This window comes from Pseudomonas sp. PDM24 (assembly GCF_019218905.1).
Classification (GTDB): Bacteria; Pseudomonadota; Gammaproteobacteria; order Pseudomonadales; family Pseudomonadaceae; genus Aquipseudomonas.
Genome location: NZ_JAHUWR010000003.1, coordinates 530,016 through 555,341, shown reverse-complemented (window position 1 = coordinate 555,341; position 25,326 = coordinate 530,016). Strand labels below are relative to the sequence as shown.

Sequence of the window (25,326 nt, the reverse complement as noted above, 5' to 3'; positions counted from 1 at the left end):
CAGGAACTGCTGATTGAAGGTTCTCATGAGCGCAGTACCACGCCGCTATCGTCTTCCCACCACACGTAGACCTGATCGTCCCAGGTCGGGCGTGCGCCACGGCGTTCGGCGTTGGCCATGAACGACTGGACGATCTTGCCGCCGGGCAGTTCCACATAAAACACCGAGTGGCCGCCGAGGTAGGCGATGTCATGCACCTTGCCTTCGGACCAGTTGTATCGAGTCTCGGGCTTGAGGGTGCTGACCAGCATTTTTTCCGGGCGGATGGCGTAGGTGATCGACTTGTCCTGCACCGAGGTACTCACGCCGTGGCCGACGTAAATCTTCTGCTCAAGGTCCGGGCTGTGAATAATCGCGTGACCTTCCAGATCCTCGACCACCGTGCCGTCGAAGGCATTCACGTTGCCGATGAACTCACAGACCATGCGGCTGACCGGCGCCTCATAAATATCCACCGGGCTGCCGATCTGGGCGATCCAGCCCAGGTGCATGATCGCGATGCGCTCGGCCATGGTCATGGCTTCTTCCTGATCGTGGGTCACCATCACGCAGGTCACGCCGACGCGCTCGATGATCTCCACCAACTCCAGTTGCATCTGCGAGCGCAGCTTTTTATCCAGTGCACCCATCGGTTCGTCGAGCAACAACAGCTTCGGTCGCTTGGCCAGAGAGCGGGCCAACGCCACACGTTGACGCTGGCCGCCAGACAACTGATGCGGCTTGCGTTTGGCGTACTGGGTCATGTGCACCAGTCGCAGCATCTCTTCGACACGAGCGTCGATTTCGCTGGCGGGCAAACGGTCCTGCTTGAGGCCGAAGGCGATGTTCTGCGCCACCGTCATGTGTGGGAACAGCGCGTAGGACTGGAACATCATGTTGATCGGCCGTTCGTACGGCGGCATGTCGGTGATGTCGACCCCGTCGAGCAGAATCCGCCCTTCGGTCGGGCGCTCGAAGCCGGCGAGCATGCGCAGCAGCGTCGATTTACCCGAGCCGGAACCGCCGAGCAGGGCGAAGATTTCGCCTTGATGGATCTCCAGGGACACATCGTCCACAGCGGTGGTTTCGTCGAATTTCTTGGTGACGCGGTCGACTTTCACCAACACCTTTTTCGGTGCCTGGTGACCTTCAAGAGCCTTCCTGTAGATGCTGGAGGCGTTTGCCATATGAAACTCCCAACAGGTTTCAGTCGTCGGGCCAACGCGGCCTGACTTAAGAGTGGATTGCAAACCCGGGCCGGACGATGCCAACGCGATCCCTGTAGGAGCGAGGCTTGCCCGCGAAGACGGTGTGTCAGTCGACATCATCGTTACCTGATACACCGCCTTCGCGGGCAAGCCTCGCTCCTACAGGGATTTGCGTTTATCTGTACCGGCCGGGCTTATTCGGCACCGCCATCCTGGCTGCCTGGTCGTACTTGTTGTTATTGCGGTTCATCTATTACGTGAGCGACCGGCGCGCAAAGGCACGCCCGCCAGACTCACGGGGGCAGTTAAATCGTTGAATGCTGTTTGAAGTCAGCGCGTATTACGCAGCGCCGCCCTTTGCCGGCACGCGTCGCCAAACGCCTGGAAAATACTCAAGTAGGGGGGATTCGAAAGCACCTGCCATTCCGGGTGCCATTGCACGCCGACAGCGAAGGCCTTGCCGTGTTCGACGGAGATCGCCTCGATCAAACCATCCGGCGCGATCGCCTCAGCGCGCAGGCCGGGAGCGAGTCGGTCGATGCCCTGGCTGTGAATCGAATTCACCTGAAACACCTGCGGCAGGTCCAGCGCTTCGAACACACCGCCCGGTTGCACATTCACCGCATGGGCCGGTGCGTACTGCACGGCCAAATCCGGATGATCCGCTTCCCGGTGATCGAGCATGCCGGGCAGTTCATGCACCTTCTGATGCAGGCTGCCGCCGAACGCCACGTTCATTTCCTGAAAACCCCGGCAGATGCCGAGCACCGGAATACCGGCGGCGATGGCTGCACGCAATAAGGGCAGGGTGGTGGCGTCCCGTTGCGGATCGTGATCCGTACCGGGGGCACTGGCCGGGCCTTGATAGTGGAAGGGCTCCACATTCGACGGCGAGCCGGTCAGCAGCAGACCGTCGAGCTGCGCGAGCAGGTCATCGATTTCGGTCAGATCGCCTAGAGAAGGAATGACCACTGGCAACCCCAAAGCCGCGACGCTGACAGCACGCAAGTACTTGTCGCCGCTGACATGGTAGGGGTGCAGGCCAATCTGTTTGACGCACGCAGTAACGCCGATCAATGGCTTGAATGCCATTTTTATCACCTCGAAGTTTCACACTTGAACGAGCTTTTCCGGAGCTTAGCCTTGTTGATTTTAATTAACAACTCTCATGTAAAAAATTCTAAACGCCGCGCATCCGATCTTCAGGGTTTACGCGGTGCGCAAGACTGATCTGGCACTCTTGCGCCCAAAAAAGGCCCGAAAATAAAGGTTGAAAGGCCAAGTGTTCGCTATTGACTTCACTTTGCCTTTCGGATTGACTGGGCTCGTGAAAGGGTAGTGAACATAATAATTAACAGCTAATAGGTGCATCATGTCGGTCCCTCTGCGTGCCGTTCAACTCAACGAAGCAAACGCATTCCTTAAGAAATATCCTGAGGTTTTGTACGTCGACCTTCTGATTGCGGATATGAACGGTGTGGTGCGCGGCAAGCGCATCGAACGCACCAGTCTTCATAAGGTTTACGAAAAAGGCATTAACCTCCCGGCGTCACTGTTTGCTCTGGACATCAACGGCTCTACGGTGGAAAGCACCGGCCTGGGTCTGGACATAGGCGACTCGGATCGAATCTGCTTCCCCATCCCCAATACCTTGAGCATCGAACCCTGGCAGAAGCGCCCGACCGCGCAGCTGTTAATGACCATGCACGAACTCGAAGGCCAGCCGTTCTTCGCTGACCCTCGCGAAGTGCTGCGTCAAGTGGTGAGCAAGTTCGATGACATGGGCCTGACCATTTGCGCGGCGTTCGAACTGGAGTTCTACCTGATCGACCAGGACAACGTGAACGGTCGTCCGCAGTCGCCACGCTCGCCGGTGTCCGGCAAACGTCCGCACTCGACCCAGGTGTATTTGATCGACGATCTGGACGAATACGTCGACTGCCTGCAAGACATCCTCGAAGGCGCAAAAGAGCAGGGCATTCCTGCCGACGCCATCGTCAAGGAAAGCGCCCCGGCGCAATTCGAAGTGAACCTGCATCACGTCTCCGACCCTATAAAGGCCTGCGACTACGCGGTGTTGCTCAAGCGTCTGGTGAAGAACATCGCCTACGACCACGAGATGGACACCACCTTCATGGCCAAGCCGTATCCGGGCCAGGCGGGCAATGGTTTGCACGTGCACATTTCGATTCTCGACAAAGAAGGCAACAACATCTTTGCCAGCGAGGATCCCGAGCAGAACGCCGCACTGCGTCACGCGATCGGCGGTGTGCTCGAGACCCTGCCGGCGCAGATGGCGTTCCTCTGCCCGAACGTCAACTCGTACCGTCGCTTCGGCGCGCAGTTCTACGTGCCGAACTCGCCAAGCTGGGGCATCGACAACCGTACCGTTGCGGTACGCGTGCCCACCGGTTCGGCGGATGCCGTGCGCATCGAGCATCGTGTAGCCGGCGCCGACGCCAACCCGTACCTGTTGATGGCATCGGTACTGGCCGGTATTCACCATGGGCTGACCAACGAAATCGAACCGGGCGCCCCGGTGGAAGGCAACAGCTACGAGCAGAACGAGCAAAGCCTGCCGAACAACCTGCGCGATGCACTGCGCGAGCTGGACGACAGCGAAGTCATGGCGCGCTACATCGACCCGCTGTACATCGACGTGTTCGTGGCGTGCAAGGAAAGCGAGCTGGCCGAGTTCGAAAACTCCATCTCCGACCTTGAGTACAACTGGTACTTGCATACGGTTTGATGCCAAACACCCATCAAATGTGGGAGCGGGCTTGGCGGCGTACACAGGCTTTGCAAACAACACCGATCAACTGTGGGAGCGGGCTTGCTCGCGAAAGCGGTGGATCAGTCAATGCTGATGTCACCTGACACACTGCCTTCGCGAGCAAGCCCGCTCCCACAGGAAATCGTGGTTTTCTGATCGTTAATTGGTCGGCTTTAGTCCGGCGACTACTTATTCCTCTGCGTAGAGTCACAACCATGACAAACACTCGCAGCGACTGGGAACAACGCTTCCAGTCCCTCACACTAGAAGGCCGCGCATTCATCGACGGCCAATACTGCCCGGCGCTCAGCGGCGACACCTTCGAATGCATCAGCCCGGTCGACGGCCGCTTCCTGGCGAACATCGCCAGCACCGACGAAGCCGACGCCAATGCCGCCGTGCAGGTTGCACGCCGCACATTCGAATCCGGCATCTGGGCGCGGTTGGCGCCCGCAGAACGCAAGCGCATTTTGATTCGCTTCGCGGACTTGATCCTGGCCAACCAGGAAGAACTGGCGCTGCTCGAAACCCTGGACATGGGCAAGCCGATCAGCGATTCCATGAGCATCGACATCCCAGCGACCGCCAACGCGATCCGCTGGAGCGCCGAAGCCATCGATAAAATCTACGACGAAGTCGCCGCCACACCGCACGACCAACTCGGCCTCATCACCCGCGAACCAGCAGGCGTGGTCGCCGCCATCGTGCCGTGGAATTTCCCGCTGATCATGGCCAGCTGGAAGTTCGCCCCGGCCCTGGCGGCAGGCAATTCGTTCATCCTCAAGCCTTCGGAAAAGTCACCGCTGACGGCGATTCGCATCGCGCAGTTGGCCCTCGACGCCGGCATCCCCAAAGGCGTGTTCAACGTCTTGCCAGGCTTCGGTCACACCGTCGGCAAAGCGTTGGCGTTGCACATGGACGTCGACGTGCTGGCCTTCACCGGCTCCACCGCGATTGCCAAGCAACTGCTGATCTACGCCGGGCAAAGCAACATGAAACGCGTCTGGCTGGAGGCGGGTGGGAAGAGCCCGAACGTGGTGTTCGCCGATGCACCGGACTTGCGTGCAGCCGCTCAGGCAGCGGTCAGCGCGATTGCCTTCAACCAGGGCGAAGTCTGCACGGCCGGTTCGCGTTTGCTGGTGGAGCGTTCGATTCGCGAGCAATTCATTCCGCTGCTGGTGGAAGCACTGCAAGCCTGGAAACCGGGCCACGCCCTCGATCCTGAAACCACCGTCGGCGCAGTCGTCGATCAGCGCCAACTGGACAACGTGCTGCGCTACATCCAGATCGGCAAAGACCAGGGCGCGCAACTGATTGCCGGCGGCAATCGTACCCTCGCAGACACCGGTGGCCTGTACGTGGAGCCGGCGATTTTCGACGGCGTGACCAACGCCATGACCATCGCCCGGGAAGAAATCTTCGGCCCGGTGCTGTCGCTGATCACCTTCGACACCGCTGAAGAAGCGCTGCAGATCGCCAACGACAGCATCTTCGGTCTGGCGGCCGGCGTATGGACCAGCAACCTCAGCAAGGCCCACACCTTCGCCCGTGGTTTGCGCGCCGGCAGCGTCTGGGTCAACCAGTACGACGGCGGCGACATGACCGCGCCGTTCGGCGGGTTCAAGCAGTCGGGTAATGGTCGGGACAAATCGCTGCACGCGTTCGACAAATACACCGAACTCAAAGCGACCTGGATCAAGCTCTAACACCTTTACAGCGGCGGTCGCAGGCGAGCGTTTGCGGCCATCGGAGAAACCTATGAAACAAGACTCTGTTAAACAAAAGCATGTAAACAGCTACTACGCCGCCACCCGCAATCAGACCGGGGATTACCCAACTCTGGAAGAACTGGTGGACTGCGACGTCTGCGTGATCGGCGCCGGCTACACCGGTTTGTCCTCGGCGCTGTTCCTCAGCGAAGCGGGCTACAGCGTGACCGTACTGGAAGCCGCCAAAGTCGGCTTCGGTGCCAGCGGTCGCAACGGCGGCCAACTGGTCAATTCGTATAGCCGCGACGTCGATGTCATTGAAGAGCGTTACGGCGACAAAACCGCCGAAGTGCTCGGCAGCATGATCTTTGAAGGCGCCGATATCATCCGTTCGCGCATCAAGGAGTACGACATCCAGTGCGACTACCGCCCCGGCGGCATCTTCGCAGCGCTGAACAAAAAGCAACTCAACGGCCTGGCCGAGCAAAAGAGCAGCTGGGAGCGCTATGGCAACAAGAACCTGAGAATGCTCGACGCCGCTGACATCAAGCGCGAAGTGGGTTGCGACAACTACGTCGGCGGCTTGCTCGACATGCAGGGCGGCCACATTCACCCGCTGAACCTGGCCCTCGGCGAAGCCGCCGCGATCATCCGCCTGGGCGGCAAAATCTACGAACAATCCGCCGCCGTGGAAATCACCTACGGCGAGCCGATCACCGTGCGCACCGCCAAAGGCGTGGTGCGGGCCAAGTACCTGCTGATCGCCGGCAACGCCTATCTGCCTCAAGACCTCGACAACCGCGTCACGCGCAAAAGCATGCCCTGCGGTTCGCAAATCGTTGTCACTGAGCCGCTGTCCGAAAAAATCGCCCGCAGCCTGATCACCAACAACTACTGCGTCGAAGACTGCAACTACCTGCTCGACTACTACCGCCTCACCGCCGACAACCGCCTGCTGTACGGTGGCGGCGTGGTCTACGGCGCCCGCGAGCCGGACGACATCGAGCAACTGATCAAACCAAAAATCCTCAAGACTTTCCCGCAACTCAAGGACGTGAAAATCGACTACCGCTGGACCGGCAACTTCCTGCTGACCATGTCACGCATGCCGCAATTCGGTCGCATCGAAAAGAACGCCTACTACATGCAAGGCTACAGCGGTCACGGCGTCACCTGCTCGCACCTGGCCGGCAAACTCATCTCGGAAATGATCCGCGGCGACGCCGAACGCTTCGACGCCTTCGCCTCCCTGCCGCACATGCCCATGCTCGGCGGCCGCACCTTCCAGGCCCCGCTCACCGCCATGGGCGCCGCGTATTACGCGCTGCGTGACCGGTTTGGTATCTAACCTGACGCAACCCCTGTAGGAGCCGAGCTTGCTCGCGAAGGCGGCCGCACAGTCAGCATCTCTGTCGACTGACACACCGCCATCGCGAGCAGGCTCGCTCCCACAATTCCCGCACCTGACCGACCGGCATCAGGGGCCCGCCGGCTTTTTTCATAGCCGTTTATCGAACCTGCTGAGCAACACCAACAAACGTGATTTAATACCCGCCTTTCACGGTTCCGGGACGGGAAACGGCGTGATCCGCGGCCACCAGTCGCCCGCCACCCACCCCCATTACCCCTTAAGTATTCTTCGCATAAGGCTGTCATGGACACGGGCTCACGACTCAAATTAGTACGCGAAAGCTACAAACTGTCCCAGCGCGAGCTGGCCCGGCGTAGCGGCGTCACCAATGCCACCATTTCCCTGATCGAACAGAATCGCGTCAGTCCCTCCGTCAGCTCCCTGAAAAAACTGCTCGAAGGCATCCCCATGTCTTTGGCGGACTTCTTCACCTTCGACCAACCGCCCCGCGAGCACCAATACGTGTTCCGCGCCAATGAACAGCCGGATCTGGGGCGTCATGGGTTGCGGTTGCTGCTGATCGGCGCTTCGGTGCCGAGCCGGCAGATGCGGCTTTTGCGCGAGCAATACGCGCCTGGGGCGAGTTCGGGTGAAGAACCCATCGTGCATGCTGAGGGGGAGGAGTGTGGGCTTGTAACCCGTGGCACGGTTGAATTGACCGTGGATGGGCAGATCAGTGTGCTCAACGCTGGCGACGGCTATTACTTCCCGACCACGTTGCCGCATCGGTTTCGCAATATTGGGGCGGATGAGGCGGAAATCATCAGCGCCAACACCCCAGCGAACTTCTGATATCGATAGCGAACATCAAACCTGTAGCAGCTGCCGAAGGCTGCGTTCGGCGGCGAAGCAGTCGTAAATCCGAGGACTGTTCCTAATCATTGCGCTCTACGATTGACAACCCGAATCATCCAAAACACTATCGACCCATGACCTGCATCCCCCGCATGAACATGATGTGCTCCTCCATGACCGCCTCTGGCGGGCCATGAGGTCATGCGTTCACAGGATTGACGTAATCACCCAAGGCCCCGCCAGAAATGGACGGGGCTTTTTAGTTCTCCGTCTACCGATGGCTAACGGAGAATGAAATGTTCGAGATTAGACGCGCCACGCACAGCGATGCCCAAACGGCGTTCGACATTCGCCTTCAAGCGATACGGCATCAATGCGTCGGTGCCTATACCACGGAGCAAATGCTGGCCTGGACGGCAGGAGCGGCCAAGGACGGGTATAGCGACCTGATGAATAAACACTTTTATCTGGGCTGTATTCAGGGTGAGCCGGTGGCGACAGGAATGCTTGATCTGGAGAAGAGTGAAATCGGCGCAATCTTTGTGCTCCCGAGCTTTATGCAACGTGGCATTGGCTTGAGAGTCTTGGACTACCTTGAATGCCTGGCGCGGGATTTGGGGCTTAGGGAAGTCAATCTGGACGCCACTTTAAACGCCGCTGACTTTTACCGGCGCTGCGGTTTCGTTGGTCACGAACCAGCAATTTACCATTCGCCCTCCGGGCTTCAGCTGGCTTGTGTGCCGATGGTGAAAGCGCTTTTGTAGGCTTGGCATTGGTTGATAGCTTCACCGACGGCAGACCCGGAGGGGCTCGTGCAGCCCGCAATATTCCTGATTGCCACGATTGACAGTCGTAACGACTTGTAGGAATTTAGCCGCCCGCAGGTAAGGAATATCTGCTGACGGCCAAAAAATGGCCGTTATTCACCACACAAGGGATTGTCTATGCAGGGTTCAAACACCGTTGCTCAACAGGTGTGCGGTCAGCTGGTGCACGAGCGTCAGAACAACGCGCACATGAACATTGCCCAGCAAATTCTCGAATGCCTGTTTCGACGTCGTAGCCTTGCCCCGGGGCAGGATCACGAGCTTTCGTTGCAGGTGCTGGAACCCCATCTGACCAGGGTCATGCAAGCAGTCGAGAGCGGTCGCAAGGTCGAAATGGTCCTGCCGGCCTTTCCCGGCAAGTCGCCCAGCCGCAAGAAAACCCTCAGCCGTCTGCCCGATCTTGCCGAACATCATGCCATCGACGAGTTACATCGCCTGTGCAATGAGATCCAGCAGATCTACGCACCGGGGGCGCTGATTCATATCTGCTCCGATGGCTATGTGTTCTCTGACCTGGTGCATGTTCCCGATGCGGACGTCAAAGCCTACACCGACGCTATCCAGGACTACGCCGAACAGCACTATCCCGGCACGTTCGCCCATTTCGATCTGCGGGATGCCTATCCTCCGCTTGATTGTCTGGACGCCATGCGTGAGGAGATGATGATCGAGCACGGCCAGTCATTGGTCTTGTTGCAGCAGCGTTTCAAGGATGATCCGCACATGATGTTGATGTACTGCGGCATCCATCGCTTCCTTTCCGAGGATTACTCGGGGCTCAAAGTATTCGCCGGCATGAGCCTTAATGCGGTGAAGAAAATCGCCAAGCCTGCCTCGCAGCGGGTGATCCAGCGCAGTGAAGCCTGGAGTGCGCTGTTACAGGCGCGCTACCCGCATTGCCTGCGCCTGTCGATTCACCCGCAACTGGCGGTGTCGACGAAAATCGGTATCCGGTTGGTGCCAACCAGTGACCTGTGGCGCACACCCTGGCATTCGGTGGCGATCAAGCGACGGGGTGTGGTCACCCTCGAAAAACGCAGCAATGTCGATGAACGCTACCACCGCTTGGTGTTCCGCAAGGGGCGTCCTTGTCACTACGCCAGTGCTCAATGATGGCGTCTCGGTTGCGGGTCGAAGCCGTACTCTTCGATTTGGATGGGACCCTGGTCGACACCTTGCCTGACATCACCTGGTGCCTGAACCAGGTGTTGCTCGAACACGGTTGCCCGGCGCAGACAGCGGAAACGGTGCGGGGCTATATCGGCGGTGGGGTCACAGCGATGATCGAGCAGGTCGCCACGGGGTTTGGCATTGCCGATGGGGCCGCGATGCACCAGCGCTATGTGACGCTCTACCAAAACAACCTGGTTCAATTTTCCCGGCCGTTCAGCGGTGTGCTTGCCTTGCTCGAAGGCTGTCGCCAGTTACAAGTGCCGCTGGCTATCGTCACCAACAAGACCGAGGAAATGGCCCTGCAAGTAGCCGATGCGCTGCTTCCGCAGAATGCCTTCGGGACGATTCTGGGGCACCGCACGGGCAGGGCGCTCAAACCTCAGCCGGAGGTGGCATGGGAAGCTGCCCGGCGATTGTCGGTTGATCCGCAACGCTGTTTGTTCGTCGGTGACACCGAGATCGATCTGAAGACCGCCCGTGCTGCAGGCATGTACTCGGCGGCGGTCACCTGGGGCTATGGCCTGACACCTGACTTGCAGGCCCTGGCCCCGAACTTCTGCTGTGAACAGCCGGCCGGATTGCTGCGCATTCTGCAGCAAGTCTGTGGTACAGCGCATGCATTCACCGAGCATGGCGACACCGTTAAATCCTACTGATACACACACTCTCAAGGAAGTTGTTCTATGGAACATAGAGACGCCTGGATCGCTGCCGTCAGCGATTTGCTCGCGGGTTATCTGCTCAAAGGCACGGATGATTGTTTCGACACACAAGGCAGAGCGCATCTCGCGTTACGTTTGGAGCACTGCTTCGATCAGGGCCTGCCGGTACGTCTGGTACTGCCAGGTTTTCCCTGCAAGTCGCCAAACGCCACTGACCAGACATTCGGCGTGCTGCCGGACTACGGCGAGGTCATCGCCATCGAGCGCCTCGACCAACTCGGCCAAGCCATCGCCGCGCTGCACGCACCGGGTTGTGTGGTCTCGATCCTCAGTGACGGAACGACCTTCAACGACATCGTCGGCGTGGCCGACGACGTTCGCGAGACCTACAACCGGGCTTTGCGTGACCTGTGCACCACCCATACGATTCAGTGGGTCAGCATGGAAGACCTGTTCCCACAGGCCCAAAGTGCCGAGTCGGTTCGCGCCAGCCTGATCAAACAGGCCCGTTTGCCCTGGAAAAACCTTGGGGATCTGATCGAGCAGAGCCGGCACGATGAATCCCTCAGCCAGGCCCATGACCACCTCTGCAGTCACCTCTACAACGACCTGCGTCTGTGCCGTGAAGACGGGCAGAGCGAGGACGAGTACCTGCAGCAAATCAACTTCAAAGCCTACCAAATGATGTATCGAGGGCAGGCATTAAATGCGGCAGTGGATCGTTTCTTCGGCGATGACATTCGCTTGTCGGTCCATCAATACAGCAATGCCGGACCCAAATTCACCTTCGGCCTGGCCGAAGGGCTGACCCGTGTCGACAGCCCCTGGCACGCCGTACCGGTGTGCAACCTCGATGGCAGCCAAACCCTTCGCGCCCGCGCCCAGGTCGATCTCGATCATCATGTGCTGGTCACCTTTCAGGGGAGGCCATGGCTCTACCACCAAACAGAAAACCCGCAGGCCCAAGGTTTCGAATACGAACTGCAAAAACTGCCGCTGTTTGGCCTGGTGGTGCGAGACCCGTTGGGGCTGGGTTTCGAACGACTGTCCACGGGCCTGCTGGAAGCACTGGTGGAAACCTTCGGTTTCGTCTGCCTCAAGGGCTGCCGCTTCGACGACCAGGACAGTTTTGCTCGCAGCTGCGAACGCTTCGGCACGCTGTACGAATGGGCCTTCGGCGCCGTGCACGTGGTCAAGCCTGCGGACAAACCCCAAGGCGTGGTGCACTCGCTGGAGAAAACACCGTTGCACTGGGACCTGAACATGCTGCCCGACAGCGACGCACAGGTTCAGCGCAACCCGAAATTCTGCGCCAGCAAATTCATGCTGTATTGCAAGACCGCGCCGCAGCCGGGCGAGGGGCAGACCACCATCGTCGACAGCCGAAACGTACTGCGCAAAGTTGGGCAGCAAGTCGCCCGACAATGGCAGTCGGTGAACATCACCTACTACACCAAAATGACCTACTTCGGTGGTTCCCCGCGCATGTACAGCCTGGTGGATCATCACCCCCGCAGCGGCGAACTGATCCTGCGTTACCAAGAGGGCACCGACTCGACATTGCAGACCCTGAGCCAGGCTGTGCAGGACCATGATGAGGAAGCTCAACAGGCGCTGCTCGAACAGGTCAACTCGCTGGTTTATGACCCGGAGTGCCTGATTGCTCATCAATGGAGTGAGGGGGATCTGGTGTTGATCGACAACTATCGGACGCTGCATGGCCGGTTGCCGATGTCGGCGGGTTCTTCGTCGCGGGAGTTGTGGCGGGTGCAGGTTTACTGACCGCCATCGTTTGGGAGGCCCTGGAGACAGGGCCTTCTTCGAGACCTTTTCCCATCACTGTGCGATGAAGTTGCGAATCGAGAAAAATCGCTGGCATTGCATCAGCATCACACCAAGTTGGCCCAATACTCACATCTACCTCGACGCAGATGGCAACATTGATATGCGAAAAGGAAGTGGCACTGACACTGATCGCTTGAGGCCGTGCGAATGGGATCTAGCGAAGCCATAGTCGTAAAAAACCCGCAATAACACGGGTTTTTTTACGGCTCAAATAGGGTCACTGCCCCTTGGGCGCATCAAACCCACGCTGCTCAATCACCCGAAACACATCGCTCACATCCTGGACCATGATCCGGGCGATGTTGGTGACGGTGTTGATGTCGTGCTCGGCGTAGTCGGGAAGGCTGGTGCAGGCCATGAGGTTGAGGTATTTGAGGACGGCGTTGAGGCGTTCGCTGAGGCAGTTGTGGAGTTCGCGTAGCGGGGCGTCGGCGTCGATGAGGAGGACGGGGTGGTCGGTGGCGAAGTGGGACATGGGGGTGTAGTGGCGGAGCGGGTTGTTCGTACTCATAAGTAAATCTTCCTCGTATCTGTAAGAAGAGCTACTGCCGTTCGCTGCGAATCGAAAGGGTGGTAGCTATGTGCGGGTTCGCAGACCGAGGATACGAGGAACCCGGCAGACCCGAAGATCTCCCACACACAGCCACCATAAAACGGAGTACGGGCGCGTTTGTGCGGCCGTTGCTGGTTATGGGGGGCAAGGTTACTACACGTATCGTCAGGGCTGCGAAACCCTATCGCTGAATTCGCTCAGCGACAGACCCACTCTAGGCAGCGATTTCGGTAGCCGCAACCGGGCTGTAGGACCACGCGCGCTCACTGTGGCGAGGGGGCTTGCCCCCGTTCGGTGGCGCAGCCGCCGTAAAACCGGGCGTTGCGGTGTGTCTGAGGAGATGGGCTAGCAGGATTTGGGGCTGCTTCGCAGCCCAACGGGGGCAAGCCCCCTCGCCACAAAGGGCAGATTCCTACATGTTTTTCAGACTTCAAAATCTTGGGCGCGCCTTCATTGCGTGGGATTTTCGGTGGTGAGTACGCTGACTTCCGTTCTGCGCCGCCACCGTCGTAGACTGAACGCCAACGGGAATTCAAGGATGGAACGCGCCCATGATCGAAATCGGCAGCCGCAACAACGCCCCCACGCCACAGCACCAAACCCAGGACATTTACCTCTTTCACATCGACCTTTCCCGCCCCGACACGCCTTTTTGTTTCGAACAGTCCATCGGTGGAGGTCATTGCGAGCAGGGTGGGGCGGCGTGGTTGGCGGTGTCGGCGCTTGAAGCCTGGCCGGGTGAGTGGCGTCTGCATTTGCAGAAGTCTGGTTGTGGCTGGGTCGCTGAAGTGGTGGAGAGGCATCCTGGCGTCGATCAGGCGACGCTGGTGTCGATGATTCTCGAACGCCACGCTGAGGGCGCCAAGCGCAACATTCATTTCAGCGGCCGTTACGGCGTTTAACCCGAGGAGAATCCCATGACCCAAACACTGGAACGCGCCATTGCCATCGCCGCGGCGGCACATGAGGGGCAGGTGGACAAGGGCGGCGCGCCTTACATCCTGCATCCGCTGAAAGTCATGTTGCGGGTGAACACGCTGGAAGAGCGCATCGTCGCGGTGCTGCATGACGTGGTCGAAGACTGCGGCATCAGCTTTGACGATCTGCGCAAGGAAGGCTTCAGCGAAACGGTGCTGATGGCGATTGCGTCGGTGACCAAGGTGCCGGATGAGTTGTACGAAGAGTTTATCGAGCGCGCGGCGCAGAACCCGATCGGGCGGGTGGTGAAACTGGCGGATCTGGAAGAGAACAGCGACTTGTCGCGGATTGCCCAGCCGTCCTGGGAGGATCTGGAGCGCGTTGAGAAGTATCGGCGGGCGATCGGGGTGTTGCGTTCGTAGAGTGGAGTTCCAGATTTACTGCGTGCTCATGCTTATAAAACGCCCTCCGCCGGCGATGCATCGGGCTTGGCAATCCAGCCGACATAGGTGAGCCAGAGGCCGATCAGCACGGCGACGCCGAAGCCGACTTGCACCAGCAACGGCACCCTCGCCGATACAGCCACGCCACGTTCAATCAGTTGCGGCGCGGCCAGGAGTACAGCGCCGCGAAGCGCCAGGAACCAACCGAACAGGGAAATCACAACCGCCGCGGCGTTCGACCAATATTGATGGAACGCGATGATCAGCAGGCCACCGAACAACAGCAGGGCGCCGGCAAACCACACGGTGAGCGGGCTCGCGAAGAAGTCGGCTGCCAGTGGCCCCATGTCTGGCGCCCGCACGGCGATGATGCCGGGCACGATGACCAGCCAAGGCCCGATGACGCGTGCGAACGCGCGCGTGCATGCTCTGGATTCTGCTGTGGCGGGCATGGGAGTTCCCTCGATCACGTCGCTCGGTGATTAGGGGAACTCTACACTCCATTTGCGGGCCTATCGAATATGGCAAGCAAAATGGGAAAGACAGAAACTCCCCAGGATCCGAAGGCGATGTCACGCCGTACGGCCATCACTTATGGGATCGGCCTGCCGCTTGCGCTGCTGGTATTGATCTTCCTGCCGGCTGGCACTATTGCCTGGCGGCCCGGATGGGTATTGCTGATCGTGCTGATTTTGGCTTTGGGCGCGTCAGGCCTTGTCCTGGCGTGGGTCAACCCTGTGATCTTTCGCGCGCGCAGCCGGATTCAGCCAGGCACTAAAAGTTGGGACAAAGCGCTGCTGGCGCTCATATTGCCGACGATGACGGCGGTCCTGCCGGTCGCGGCGATCGATGCCGGGCGTTTCCATTGGTCGGCGGTACCGGCCTGGTTGGTGCCAGGCGGCTACATCGCTGTGCTGGCGGGCATCGCGGTAACAGGCTGGGCGCAGGCAGTGAATCCGTTCTTCGAACCAGGTGTGCGCATCCAGGCCGAGCGGCATCAGCGCGTGATCGACAGCGGCCCTTACCGTTTCGTGCGTCACCCCGGGTACATCGCCGCACTGTTCCTGTTCTTCGGCATGGCCCTTGCGCTGGGTTCGTTCTGGGCACTGTTGCCCGCCGCACTGGCGTCGGCGTTACTTGTCTTGCGCACGGCATGGGAGGACCAGCTGTTGCGGTCCGAGCTTGCAGGGTATGACGATTACGCCCGTCGAGTACGGTGGAGATTGGTCCCCGGCCTCTGGTGAAGGCCAGGGTTGGATAGTGGTTTCCGAGCGGGAGGAGAGGAGCGCGCCAAGGCTGGCCGCCCCTTCACGACTTCACACACTGGGCCGGCAAAAAACAACGCTTTTGCTCGCCTGTTACGTTCATAGTCAGGTCGAGGATAACAGCATGAAATCCCGGATCATTGGGCTGCGAGTGGCCGGCACCGTCTACGCACTGATGGCCTTGGCGCAACTGGGGCGCCTGATTATTCGCCCCGAGGTTCTCGTTGATGGGTATCCCATGCCCCTGTGGCCCAGCGTGCTCGCCTTGGTATTGCTCGTGGTATTGAGCGTCTGGATGTGGTCGCTCACACAGTCGCGAGCAGAGTGAGGCTGACTCATCCAGGCCGAACCGCTTTTTGAACGACAAAGCCTCAAATCATCAGGGCTTTGTTCTTACGCGACGGGTTTGATGTCTTAGTGGCGCGATGCTGATTTATCGACTGAACTGCTGCTCAGGTTTCAGGAGGAAATCAGATGGCGCGGCTCATTCTCGGTCATACCACCGATACGTCGATTAAAGTCTGGGTACGCGCCAGCGAGCGTTGGCCGGTGGCCTTTGTTGATGTCGTGGATTGCGACAACAACGCGACAGGCCCCACCAAGGTGCTCGATGCCCAGCCAATGGAGTTTTACACGGGCGTTCTGGAGTGGAAAAAGCTCAATCCCGATACGCCTTATACCGTGAAGGTGGCTTTCGGCAAGACCCGCGGTGCGGCAGCCGATGAGCGAGTTCGTGATGCCTATACCGAAGGGCGCTTTCGCACCTTTCCCGCGGTAGAACTGACCGGATCATTCTCTTTCGTGCTCGGCTCCTGCAATTTGCATTCGCTCGGGATACTGGAGAGGCCCGACCGCGCCTGGGTCGAGATTTCTCGGGTGGCCAAAAACAACGACGCACGCTTCATGATTCATTGCGGCGACCAGATTTACTCGGACATCCCGCGCCAGCCCGCCATCGATGTGCAGTTCTTTCGTGACAAGTATCTGGATGCCTGGGAGGACTGTGTGCCCGCGCGCCGGACGCTGACAGAGTTGTCGCATTACATGATTCTTGACGACCATGAACTGATCAATAACTTCGACACGGCCACCGGTTCGTCCACGCAAGCGCTGGCGAACGCCGCCATCAAGGCGTATTGGGAGTTTCAGCATTCGCACAATCCTTCGAGTCGTCATGCCGAGCATCATTACCACTACGAGTTCAACTACGGCGCGGTGAAGTTCTTTGTCATGGACACCCGTTATTACCGCAGCACGGCGCAAAAGTGTTTGCTTGATGAGGTCCAGGAAGACGACCTGTTGCGCTGGCTGTCGCGTTACCGTGATGACCTGAAGTTCGTTGTCACCAGCGTGCCATTCGTGGGAGTGGTGAAAAACTCTGAAGGTGACAAATGGTCGGATCCTGCTTTCGAAGAACAGCGAAGCCGCATCCTTGAGCATGTCCTCGAAAAAAACGTGTCACGCCTGACCTTCCTGACGGGCGACATGCACACCTCTTATCACGCCACGCTTGCGGTTTCGCGCGGTGAGAAAAGCACGGTGATCAATGAGTTGATGTCCAGCCCGATAAACCAGTACACCCCAAACATAAGGCCCGAGCAGATCTACAACATGAACCACTCGCACACCCTGCCTAATGGAATTTCCACGCTGTCGTGTATCGATCCGGATTCCTTTTACGGTAATCACTCGAATGTCATGGTGATCGATGTCGATATGACGTCAGCCAGGCAGACGGTGGGCTATAAGATTTTTCGCACAACAAAAACGGGTGCGGGGCCGAGTGGGAAATTCCATCCCTGAAGGGAAAGGAGAGTTCCATTGTGGTGAGGGGATTCCTATGGGTTTTTCGGGCCTCAGATCAATAGATCGCAGCCTTCGGCAGCTCCTACGCTGTGGCGTTCGTCCTGGTTCGAGCCATAGGGGCGCAGCGTTAGTATCTTTCCATTTACCTGTCATTCCCTTAGAAAAGAATCGGTCTAAAAAGCCCGACCCAGGCTTCGATCGATTTGCTATTCTGAAGTTGTAGGTGAAGACGCAGACTGATGCGCAAAGGGATAGCGAGGAGGCGTGGGGCGCGCTCCCAAGGGTACACGGTTAGAAAGATCTCCGCGCTGAGATCCAGCCCTTATGCCGTGTGAGGCAGAACAGCCTAAAGTTAAAAATCCTGTTCTGTGAGAGGCCCGATAAACCTTGTAAGCCAGAGACCAGCGCTGGCCACCTACATCGATTTCCAAAGCCCGCCTTGTGCGGGCTTTTTCGTATTTGCGAGTTGGTTAAACCATTTCAGCCACGACGCGTTCTTCGTAGCAGCTGCCGAAGGCTGCGTTCGGCTGCGTAGCAGTCGTAAATTCAGAAATTGCGGTACATCAGGCAGACCGAGCTCCCCGGATTCACGACTGCTTCGCAGCCGAACGCAGCCTCGCAAGCTCGGCAGCTGCTACAGATCACATTACGATTTAACTCACGGCACTCGCTTTTGCGGTTGGCGCCCGCACATCTGATTCATCACGCTCTGCCTGTCTGACGTGAGCCGAAAACCCAGTCTGATCCGACGCAATCTCCGCACGCAATGTCAGCTGCGGGATGTCATACGCGCCTGCATTCTGTGGCCGGAAAGGAATCGGTGCGGTCTTCCATAGGTCATCCAGCCGTTGGCCGAGCGCATCACAGGTCGTCGAAAATTTCGCTTCGTCCATTCGGCTGGTGCGATAGATCACGAACGGTGGCAGCACGTCGAAACCGGGGTAAAACAGCACGCCATGCTGAATCGGGAATAACACATCATCGATGGGCCCATTGATGCCCCGAGGGCTGTAATGAGACTCCCATCCACCCGCAGTGACGATCAGCATCGCCCGTTTGCCCGCCAGCGTGCCTTCTCCATAGCGGTTACCCCAGCGCGCATCGGAATGCTCTCCTACGCCATAGGCAAAACCATAGGCATAGACGCGTTCCACCCAGCCCTTGAGGATCGCCGGCATCGAAAACCACCACAGTGGAAACTGCAGAATGACGGCATCGGCCCAGAGCAGTTTTTCCTGTTCGAGGACGATGTCCTGGCTTTGCCGGCCTTCTTCGAAGGCAAGTTTGGAGTCCAGCGAAGGATTGAACCGCGATTCGGCTGGCCGGCCGGGACTGTCATCGGCATCCAGCGAGGCTTTCCAGTCCATCGCGTATAGATCGGAGACTTGCACCTGGTGGCCGTTAGCTTCCAGGCGTTTGACGGCAAAGTCTTTGAGCGAGCCGTTCAATGATTTTGGTTCGGGATGGGCATAAACGAGCAGAACTTTCATGGCTGAGTCTCCGGTGTCAGGAGCCAGCAGAATCGGACGTTACCCGGTATATTGGAAATGAATAACCAATATGCCAGGTATTACCATGAATAATCTGCGACGCCTGGACATCAATCTGTTGCTGACCCTTGATGTCTTGCTCTCGGAACACAACGTGACCCGTGCGGCGCAACGCCTGAGTTTGTCTCAACCGTCGGTGAGTGTTCATCTTGCCAAATTGAGGGACATTTTCGGTGATCCGCTGTTGCTGCCAGGACCACGGGGCATGCGGCCCACGGCCAGGGCCGATGAGTTGCGCGAGCCGTTGCGTCAGGCCCTGGAAGCCCTGGAGCGTGCCGTGTCGCCGGCCAGCCCTTTCAACCCGCTTGAGGCACGGCAGACGTGGAACGTCATGGCGTCTGACTACGGTGAGTCGACCATCGTGTTGCCCGCGTTGGCCGGGCTGCGTTCGGCAGCACCGGGCACGCGTTTGGCGGTGTTTGATCTGGTTCCGTCTCAGACCGCCAGACAAGCGGAGCAGGGGGCAATCGATCTGGCTTTCCACACCAGCGAGGACGCTCCCCCCGGCTTGCGACGTCGCGCGTTGTTTACCGAGCAATATGTTTTGGTGGGCCGTGCCGGCCACCCGCAGTTGAAAAAACGGCCGACACTGGCGCAATTTTGTGAACTCGACCACGTGATCGTGTCACGGGATGGTGGGGCGTTTCAGGGTGTCACCGACCAGGCGCTTTCGGCGGTGGGCATGACGCGCCGGGTGGTGCTTTCAGTCCCGCATTTCCTGTTTGTGCGGTCGGTGGTGGGGAGTACCGACATGGTGGCGATGCTGCCGTCGCGGCTGGTTCGCGATGCGGGGGCGTTGGAAGTGGTCGAGCCACCGCTTGATGTCCCGGGTTACGAGATGTCGATGCTCTGGCCCGAGCGTGTTCATCGCGACCCTGCGCATCAATGGTTGCGCGAGTTCATTGTGAATGCGTTGTGATTAACGTCCGTTAAACGCAACCCATGTGGGAGCGGGCTTGCTCGCGAAAGCGGTGTGTCAGGCGACATCAATACTGGATGTGCCGCCGCCTTCGAGCAAGCCCGCTCCCACAGGTTCTGCGCTGCCATGCCGGTTGTGTTCATTTCGCTGTTTGGCTAATCTCGCACAAACACGCAAAAACAGGCATAACCATGCAAGCTGAGCATTCCATCATCGAACTCCCGCAGTTGCGCCGTCAGAAAATCCTTTTGATTCTGGAACGCGACGGTAAGGTCATGGCCTCCGAGCTGAGCCAGCATTTCGCTGTGTCCGAAGACACTATTCGTCGGGATCTGTCGGAGCTGGCCAGCGCCGGGCTGGTGCAGCGGGTGCATGGCGGAGCACTGCCGCGGCCCAAGGATACGGGCAAGGATTACTTCACCCGGGTTGGCGAAACCGATGAGGTGAAAACCCGTCTGGCCCAACTCGCCGCACGCCGGGTCAAAAACGGCCAGATTGTGATTTTCGATTCCGGCAGCACCACGCTGCAGATCGCGCGCTCGCTGCCCGCTGACATTTCCATCACGGCCATTACCGCGTCGCCGATGATCGCGATCACACTGGCCGAATACAAAGGCATCACGGTGATTGTTGCCGGTGGTCAGCTCAATCCCGCGACGATGTCTTCCGGCGGCCATGAAACCCTGCGGTTGATCGAAGGCATCAAGGCCGATCTGCTGTTCACCGGGGTCTGCGCCATTCATCCGGAAGTCGGCATCAGCTCGTTGCATTTCGATGAGGTGCCGGTGAAGCAGGCGATGCTCGCCAGCGCTTCCCATGTGATTGCCGTCACCACCGCGGACAAGCTGGGGGCGGTGGAGCCTTTCGTTGTTGCGCCTTGCAACCGCGTGCATACCCTGATCACCGAACGTCACGTGGCCTCGGGCAATGTCGAGGATTATCAAAAGCTGGGGATCGAGGTGGTGCAGATAGACGCTTGGGCGTCATCGCGCTCAGTGCTGCATGGGTTACGCTGATAGCAACGACGGGAGGAATGCAGCCATGACTGAGCGCCATATGATCCACTCGGAAACGCTATCGAACGGATGCAGCATCGAGGTTAAAGCCGAGATATTGAGAGACGGCTCGCTGAAAATGTTCATGGGTGTCTATTGGCCGGACGGTTCGGCCATCGTTGAGGACAACCACCCGTCGCCGCATCTGCTGGACATGGAAGCGGCGATGGAGTGGGCGATCGAAAAAGCCAAAACCATCGGTAACAGCCAAAGAACGCTGTAAGGCCTGGCGATAACTGAATCATTGAGCATCTGGAAGGTCGTATCTGCGGTTTGCACGCACTTCGATTGAATTCGTGGATAGCGTCAACTCATCCCCGCAGCTCTGACCTTTGCTTTTAGGATGTTCAAATGAAGCGCACCGCGATAATGACCCTGGCCATTGCAGCTACTCTCTTGTTGGGAGGCTGCTTTCCTCACTGGGAAGATGATGACAGGTACGATCGGGATCACCGCCGTGAATACCGTCGCGACCATGACCGAGGCTATGACCAACGTGATGATCGAGGGTATGACCGGGATTATGACCGGCGTGATGATCGCCGTCGTTACCGTGACCGGGACCGCGACGACCGCGACGACGATTGATACTTGCTCGCCAGCCTTCAGAGCGGGCGCCACCGCTCTGATCTGCCGTCAGTCATGCGAGGTGTCACCATGGGAGTTCTGCCTGGACGTTTCACTCGGCATGTCAGCCACTGGTTGATCGCGGCGGGTATCGGCCTGACCGCAGTGGTGCTCAATGCACAGGCGCAAACCCCACCTCAAGCCACTCAGGAAATAAACAGCTTGCTGGACTTTGTCGAGCACAGTGAGTGCCGGTTTGTGCGCAACGGGAGCGAATACCCAGGCGCTCAGGCCCGGGCACATCTGGAAAAGAAGCTTGAGTATCTCGAAGAGAGGGGCGCGATCAATAGCGCAGAAAACTTCATCGACCTGGCGGCCACCCAAAGCAGTGTGAGTGGTCGCGCCTATGAAGTGCGTTGTCCGGCGGGCGTACAACCGGCAGATACCTGGCTGAAGACCGAGCTGCAGAGGCAGCGACAACTTAATTGATCACGTTCGCTGCGCTAGCGCAGCAGATGAACCACCAACCCGATCAGCCCGCACCCCATCAGTACTTCGATCACACCCCGCTTGAAGCGGAACAAGGCGATGGCCGCCGCAACGGCGATCAGCGCCGAAGGCCAGTCGAGTTGGCCGCTGAAGCCGTTGGGCCAGAGCACGTGGTAGCCGAAGAAGCACGCCAGATTAAGGATCACGCCGACCACCGCCGCGGTAATCGCGGTCAGCGGTGCGGTGAGCCTGAGTTCGTTGTGCGTCGACTCCACCAGCGGACCGCCGGCGAGGATGAACAGGAACGATGGCAGAAAGGTGAACCAGGTCACCAGCGTGGCGGCGAGGGCGCCGGCCAGGAACACATGATCGGGACCGAACACCTGCTGAACATAGGCGCCGACGAAACCGACGAAGGCCACCACCATGATCAGCGGCCCGGGGGTGGTTTCGCCGAGTGCCAGACCGTCGATCATCTGCGTGGGTGTCAGCCAGCCATAATGGCCGACCGCGCCCTGATACACATAGGGCAACACGGCGTACGCGCCGCCGAATGTCAGCAATGCCGCTTTGGTAAAGAACCAGGCCATCTGGGTCAGGGTGCCTTCCCAGCCGAACAGTGCGGTGAGAATGCCCATCGGCAACACCCACAACGCCGCACCCACCAGCGACAGGCGCAGCAATTTAAAACGGTTGAAACGGGCGTGTTCGGGAGGCGGGGTATCGTCATCGATCAAGGCTGGGCCGAAGGATTTTTTCGCAGCACCGTGGCCCCCGGTCTGGAACCTTTCAGGTGCCAGACGTCCGCCGACATAACCGATGATGGCGGCGCCCAGCACAATCAACGGGAAGGGCACATTGAACACGAAGATGGCCGTGAATGAAGCCGCGGCGATGCCCCACAGCCAGTTGTTCTTCAGGGCCCGCGAGCCGATCCGGTGGGCCGCCTGCACCACAATGGCGGTCACGGCAGGCTTGATGCCATAGAAAAGCCCGGCCACCACCGGCACTTCGCCAAAGGCGATGTACACCCAGGACAACGCGATCAGGATGAACAGCGAAGGCAGCACAAACAGCACGCCGGCAATCAGGCCGCCCCACGTGCGGTGCATCAGCCAGCCGATGTAGGTCGCCAACTGCTGAGCCTCAGGCCCAGGCAACAACATGCAGTAGTTGAGGGCATGTAGAAAACGCCGTTCCGAGATCCAGCGTCGGCGCTCCACCAACTCCTGGTGCATGATCGAAATCTGTCCGGCCGGCCCGCCGAAACTGATGAAACCCAGCTTCAGCCAGAACAGAAAGGCTTCCCGCAGGCTGATGGCCTCAGGCTTCGACAGGTCCTGTTCGACGGTCGAAGAGGGGGCTTTATTCAAATGATGATTCCTTTTTCAACTGTCGATTCAAGCCTTCACGGCGTCCCGAACATCGCCGTCCAGTAAATGCCTGCGTCACTCTTCGGGTCCACCGCGTAAGCCGCACCCAGTTCACGAAATTGCGGGTTCATCAGGTTGGCGCAATGGCCTGGGCTGGCCAGCCAGCCATCGACCACTTTGCGCACGGTGTCTTGCCCGGCGGCGATGTTTTCGCCGACCTGCTGGCCCGCATAACCCGCCAGTTCAGCCCGATCACCCGGCGTGCGACCGTCGCGGTCCTTGTGATCGAAATAGTTATTGTTGGCCATGGCCCGGCTGTGGGTCTCGGCCGCGGAGCCTAGTGTGGCGTTCCAGGCCAGCGGCGTCGTGGCGGCAAAGGCTTGAGTGCCGCACTGGCGCGTCTGGGCGCGGGCGCTATTCATCGCTTCAAGCAGTTTCTGTCCCTCCGCCTGCCAGTCACCCAAACGCCCGGTCAACAGCGGACGCGCCAGCACAATGCGCCACTCACGGCCATCGCGGCTAACGCCGATGTCGACGAATTGCGGGTCCAGCACCACTTGGCAGAAGCTCTCCTGAATCGCCTTCATGGCGGACGGCGCATCACGCGGACCGGACAGGCTGATCGCCTGGACATTGACCATCGGATACGCCGCGCGGGCCAGTGCCTGTTGCAAGTCACCGATGCTGTTGGCGGACAGGACCAGACGCGGATCGCTCGCCAGTGGTGGCAACTCCGAAGACGCCTGGCCACCGCAGCGCTGCGCCTGGCTGCGGTAAACGTTGATCGACTCGACCAGCTGCGTTTCATCGGCCGCCGACGCGGCGACGCTGAACACCAGCCCGAATGACAACACGGCAAGATGCAAAACGGATGACAGGCTGCGCATGAAAATCTCCCTTGGACGGACTGCGTCCATGATGCGCGATTTCACCCCTGCGAATGCAATGCCTTTTCGCCTCGACATGCAGATTATTGTCAGACGGCTGGAATGACGTGCGACGACTACAATCACAGCAGGTCAGCGCTACAACATCGCCGTTTCATTGCTTAAGCCAGTGTCATCGGAAGGATCGATCATGCGATTAAAATGGGTACTCACCTGCTTCGCAATCATCCTTCTGTGCAGCCAGGTGTTGGCGACTGAGCAAGAGCAAAAACAGGAAGTGGCCGAAGACAAGGCGCAGGTCCTGGAGCAGAAAGCGGCCGAGAAGGACAGCGAACTCCCGGTGCCCAAGTCCGCAGTCATCACCCCCTCCGAAGCGCAGGCGGTCGATCCGGCAGGCGCAGCCCCTCTGGACGATGCAATCACCTGCTTTGCACGCAGTATCTATTGGGAAGCCAAAGGTGTTGCACCTGCCAACATGGAAGCCGTCGCCAGCGTGGTCATGAACCGGCTCGGCCATGGTGGGTTTCCCGATACGGTGTGCGCCGTGGTCAAGCAAGGCTCTGAAACGGGCTCCTGCCAGTTTTCATGGTGGTGCGACGGACGTGCAGATCAGGTAAAGGAAGACGACGAATATGCCCTCGCCAAGGAAATCGCGCGCAAGGCACTCAACAAGCAACTCACGGACCGAACCCAGGGTGCCTTGTATTTCCACGACAGAACGGTGAAGCCCGCCTGGGCGAAGAAATACACCAAGACGGCTGAAACCCGGAAGTTCCTGTTCTATAAGCCTCGTGGCGGGACGGCAAAATAGGAGTGAACCGCTTGATGATCATTGGTGGAGGGTGCTATTCGTACAATTTTACGGATTCTTTACGGTCGATATTCTCCCTCGCGACGATACTTGCCGCGTTTTTTTGATCATGAATATGCCTGTAATTTTTCCTGATTCCAGTCAGTTAAGGCGCGAAACCTGTGGGAGCGGCGGTGCGACGATTCGACTTGCTCGCGAAGACGGTGGCCCAGTCAACACTGATGTCGCCTGACACATCGCTTTCGCGAGCAAGTCGAATCGTCGCACCGCCGCTCCCACATGGATTTCGCTAAACTGACTGACATTGC

General features: G+C 58.9%; 26 protein-coding genes. 19 read left to right on the top strand and 7 right to left on the bottom strand.

Going from position 1 to position 25,326, the window contains the following annotated elements; genetic code table 11:
* Positions 1–23: 23 nt before the first annotated feature.
* Together potA and KW837_RS14170 are read right to left on the bottom strand one after the other, a co-directional pair.
* Positions 24–1,166 (bottom strand): polyamine ABC transporter ATP-binding protein, encoded by a 1,143-nt coding sequence (gene potA, locus KW837_RS14175; RefSeq protein ID WP_008011735.1) that lies wholly within the window; start codon positions 1,164–1,166, stop codon positions 24–26.
* A gap of 351 nt (positions 1,167–1,517) precedes the next feature.
* The gene (locus KW837_RS14170) at positions 1,518–2,279 is read right to left on the bottom strand and encodes a gamma-glutamyl-gamma-aminobutyrate hydrolase family protein (protein ID WP_218396591.1); all 762 of its coding nucleotides are present in this window, start codon (positions 2,277–2,279) and stop codon (positions 1,518–1,520) included.
* A gap of 280 nt (positions 2,280–2,559) precedes the next feature.
* Here KW837_RS14170 and KW837_RS14165 point away from each other — a divergent pair, with 280 nt between their 5' ends.
* From KW837_RS14165 to KW837_RS14130, 8 genes are all read left to right on the top strand, one after another.
* The gene (locus KW837_RS14165) at positions 2,560–3,936 is read left to right on the top strand and encodes a glutamine synthetase family protein (protein WP_050681361.1); all 1,377 of its coding nucleotides are present in this window, start codon (positions 2,560–2,562) and stop codon (positions 3,934–3,936) included.
* A gap of 239 nt (positions 3,937–4,175) precedes the next feature.
* A complete protein-coding gene (locus tag KW837_RS14160; RefSeq protein WP_192343522.1) occupies positions 4,176–5,666 on the top strand; it encodes an aldehyde dehydrogenase in 1,491 nt (496 codons plus the stop codon).
* A 52-nt stretch (positions 5,667–5,718) separates the two neighbouring features.
* Entirely contained in the window at positions 5,719–7,017 is a 1,299-nt protein-coding gene (locus KW837_RS14155) for an FAD-binding oxidoreductase (protein WP_218396588.1), read from the top strand.
* Between the two features lie 306 nt (positions 7,018–7,323).
* Positions 7,324–7,872, top strand: a complete 549-nt coding sequence (locus KW837_RS14150; RefSeq protein ID WP_008011722.1) for a cupin domain-containing protein — start codon at positions 7,324–7,326, stop codon at positions 7,870–7,872.
* Between the two features lie 299 nt (positions 7,873–8,171).
* Complete coding sequence (locus KW837_RS14145; protein ID WP_218396586.1) at positions 8,172–8,639, top strand: GNAT family N-acetyltransferase; 468 nt, start codon at positions 8,172–8,174, stop codon at positions 8,637–8,639.
* Between the two features lie 180 nt (positions 8,640–8,819).
* On the top strand, positions 8,820–9,815 hold the full coding sequence (locus KW837_RS14140) for an isocyanide synthase family protein (RefSeq protein WP_218396582.1): 996 nt from the start codon (positions 8,820–8,822) through the stop codon (positions 9,813–9,815).
* Positions 9,815–10,531 carry an HAD family hydrolase gene (locus KW837_RS14135; protein ID WP_218396579.1) on the top strand — a complete coding sequence of 239 codons (717 nt, stop codon included), beginning with the start codon at positions 9,815–9,817 and terminating at the stop codon, positions 10,529–10,531. The genes KW837_RS14140 and KW837_RS14135 overlap by 1 nt, the downstream gene beginning before the upstream one ends.
* A 27-nt stretch (positions 10,532–10,558) precedes the next feature.
* The gene (locus tag KW837_RS14130) at positions 10,559–12,319 is read left to right on the top strand and encodes an L-tyrosine/L-tryptophan isonitrile synthase family protein (protein WP_218396577.1); all 1,761 of its coding nucleotides are present in this window, start codon (positions 10,559–10,561) and stop codon (positions 12,317–12,319) included.
* A 280-nt stretch (positions 12,320–12,599) separates the two neighbouring features.
* Here the strand turns inward: KW837_RS14130 and KW837_RS14125 are convergent, their stop codons facing one another.
* On the bottom strand, positions 12,600–12,893 hold the full coding sequence (locus KW837_RS14125; RefSeq protein WP_218396576.1) for a fructose-bisphosphate aldolase: 294 nt from the start codon (positions 12,891–12,893) through the stop codon (positions 12,600–12,602).
* Between the two features lie 593 nt (positions 12,894–13,486).
* Here KW837_RS14125 and KW837_RS14120 point away from each other — a divergent pair.
* On the top strand, positions 13,487–13,837 hold the full coding sequence (locus tag KW837_RS14120) for a hypothetical protein (RefSeq protein ID WP_218396572.1): 351 nt from the start codon (positions 13,487–13,489) through the stop codon (positions 13,835–13,837).
* Between the two features lie 15 nt (positions 13,838–13,852).
* The gene (locus KW837_RS14115; RefSeq protein ID WP_218396570.1) at positions 13,853–14,275 is read left to right on the top strand and encodes an HD domain-containing protein; all 423 of its coding nucleotides are present in this window, start codon (positions 13,853–13,855) and stop codon (positions 14,273–14,275) included.
* 32 nt (positions 14,276–14,307) lie between these two features.
* Here the strand turns inward: KW837_RS14115 and KW837_RS14110 are convergent, their stop codons facing one another.
* Positions 14,308–14,748 (bottom strand): hypothetical protein, encoded by a 441-nt coding sequence (locus KW837_RS14110; protein WP_218396568.1) that lies wholly within the window; start codon positions 14,746–14,748, stop codon positions 14,308–14,310.
* Between the two features lie 117 nt (positions 14,749–14,865).
* Between KW837_RS14110 and KW837_RS14105 the strand changes: the two genes are divergently transcribed.
* The 3 genes from KW837_RS14105 to KW837_RS14095 all read left to right on the top strand — a co-directional run bounded on the left by KW837_RS14105 (position 14,866) and on the right by KW837_RS14095 (position 17,364).
* Positions 14,866–15,540 carry an isoprenylcysteine carboxylmethyltransferase family protein gene (locus KW837_RS14105; RefSeq protein WP_218396566.1) on the top strand — a complete coding sequence of 225 codons (675 nt, stop codon included), beginning with the start codon at positions 14,866–14,868 and terminating at the stop codon, positions 15,538–15,540.
* Between the two features lie 145 nt (positions 15,541–15,685).
* Positions 15,686–15,889: a hypothetical protein gene (locus tag KW837_RS14100; protein WP_218396563.1), complete on the top strand. Its 204-nt coding sequence runs from the start codon at positions 15,686–15,688 to the stop codon at positions 15,887–15,889.
* Positions 15,890–16,035: 146 nt separating this feature from the next.
* Positions 16,036–17,364 (top strand): alkaline phosphatase, encoded by a 1,329-nt coding sequence (locus KW837_RS14095; protein WP_218396561.1) that lies wholly within the window; start codon positions 16,036–16,038, stop codon positions 17,362–17,364.
* Between the two features lie 656 nt (positions 17,365–18,020).
* On the opposite strand, the gene KW837_RS14090 is transcribed toward KW837_RS14095, so the two are convergent.
* Positions 18,021–18,857, bottom strand: a complete 837-nt coding sequence (locus KW837_RS14090; RefSeq protein ID WP_218396557.1) for an NAD(P)H-dependent oxidoreductase — start codon at positions 18,855–18,857, stop codon at positions 18,021–18,023.
* 85 nt (positions 18,858–18,942) lie between these two features.
* On the opposite strand from KW837_RS14090, the gene KW837_RS14085 reads away from it, so the two are divergent.
* The 5 genes from KW837_RS14085 (at position 18,943) to KW837_RS14065 (ending at position 21,947) form a co-directional block, all read left to right on the top strand.
* Complete coding sequence (locus tag KW837_RS14085; protein WP_218396555.1) at positions 18,943–19,836, top strand: LysR family transcriptional regulator; 894 nt, start codon at positions 18,943–18,945, stop codon at positions 19,834–19,836.
* Between the two features lie 191 nt (positions 19,837–20,027).
* The gene (locus KW837_RS14080; protein WP_218396552.1) at positions 20,028–20,852 is read left to right on the top strand and encodes a DeoR/GlpR family DNA-binding transcription regulator; all 825 of its coding nucleotides are present in this window, start codon (positions 20,028–20,030) and stop codon (positions 20,850–20,852) included.
* Positions 20,853–20,877: 25 nt separating this feature from the next.
* Positions 20,878–21,114: a hypothetical protein gene (locus KW837_RS14075; protein WP_008006271.1), complete on the top strand. Its 237-nt coding sequence runs from the start codon at positions 20,878–20,880 to the stop codon at positions 21,112–21,114.
* Between the two features lie 128 nt (positions 21,115–21,242).
* Positions 21,243–21,479 (top strand): hypothetical protein, encoded by a 237-nt coding sequence (locus KW837_RS29080; protein WP_371317129.1) that lies wholly within the window; start codon positions 21,243–21,245, stop codon positions 21,477–21,479.
* A 69-nt stretch (positions 21,480–21,548) separates the two neighbouring features.
* Complete coding sequence (locus KW837_RS14065) at positions 21,549–21,947, top strand: DUF5329 domain-containing protein (protein WP_218396549.1); 399 nt, start codon at positions 21,549–21,551, stop codon at positions 21,945–21,947.
* A 14-nt stretch (positions 21,948–21,961) separates the two neighbouring features.
* Here the strand turns inward: KW837_RS14065 and chrA are convergent, their stop codons facing one another.
* Positions 21,962–23,320, bottom strand: a complete 1,359-nt coding sequence (chrA, locus tag KW837_RS14060; protein WP_218396547.1) for a chromate efflux transporter — start codon at positions 23,318–23,320, stop codon at positions 21,962–21,964.
* A gap of 35 nt (positions 23,321–23,355) precedes the next feature.
* Positions 23,356–24,207, bottom strand: a complete 852-nt coding sequence (locus tag KW837_RS14055) for a CAP domain-containing protein (protein ID WP_218396545.1) — start codon at positions 24,205–24,207, stop codon at positions 23,356–23,358.
* Between the two features lie 190 nt (positions 24,208–24,397).
* On the opposite strand from KW837_RS14055, the gene KW837_RS14050 reads away from it, so the two are divergent.
* Complete coding sequence (locus KW837_RS14050; protein WP_218396543.1) at positions 24,398–25,018, top strand: cell wall hydrolase; 621 nt, start codon at positions 24,398–24,400, stop codon at positions 25,016–25,018.
* Positions 25,019–25,326 lie beyond the last annotated feature (308 nt).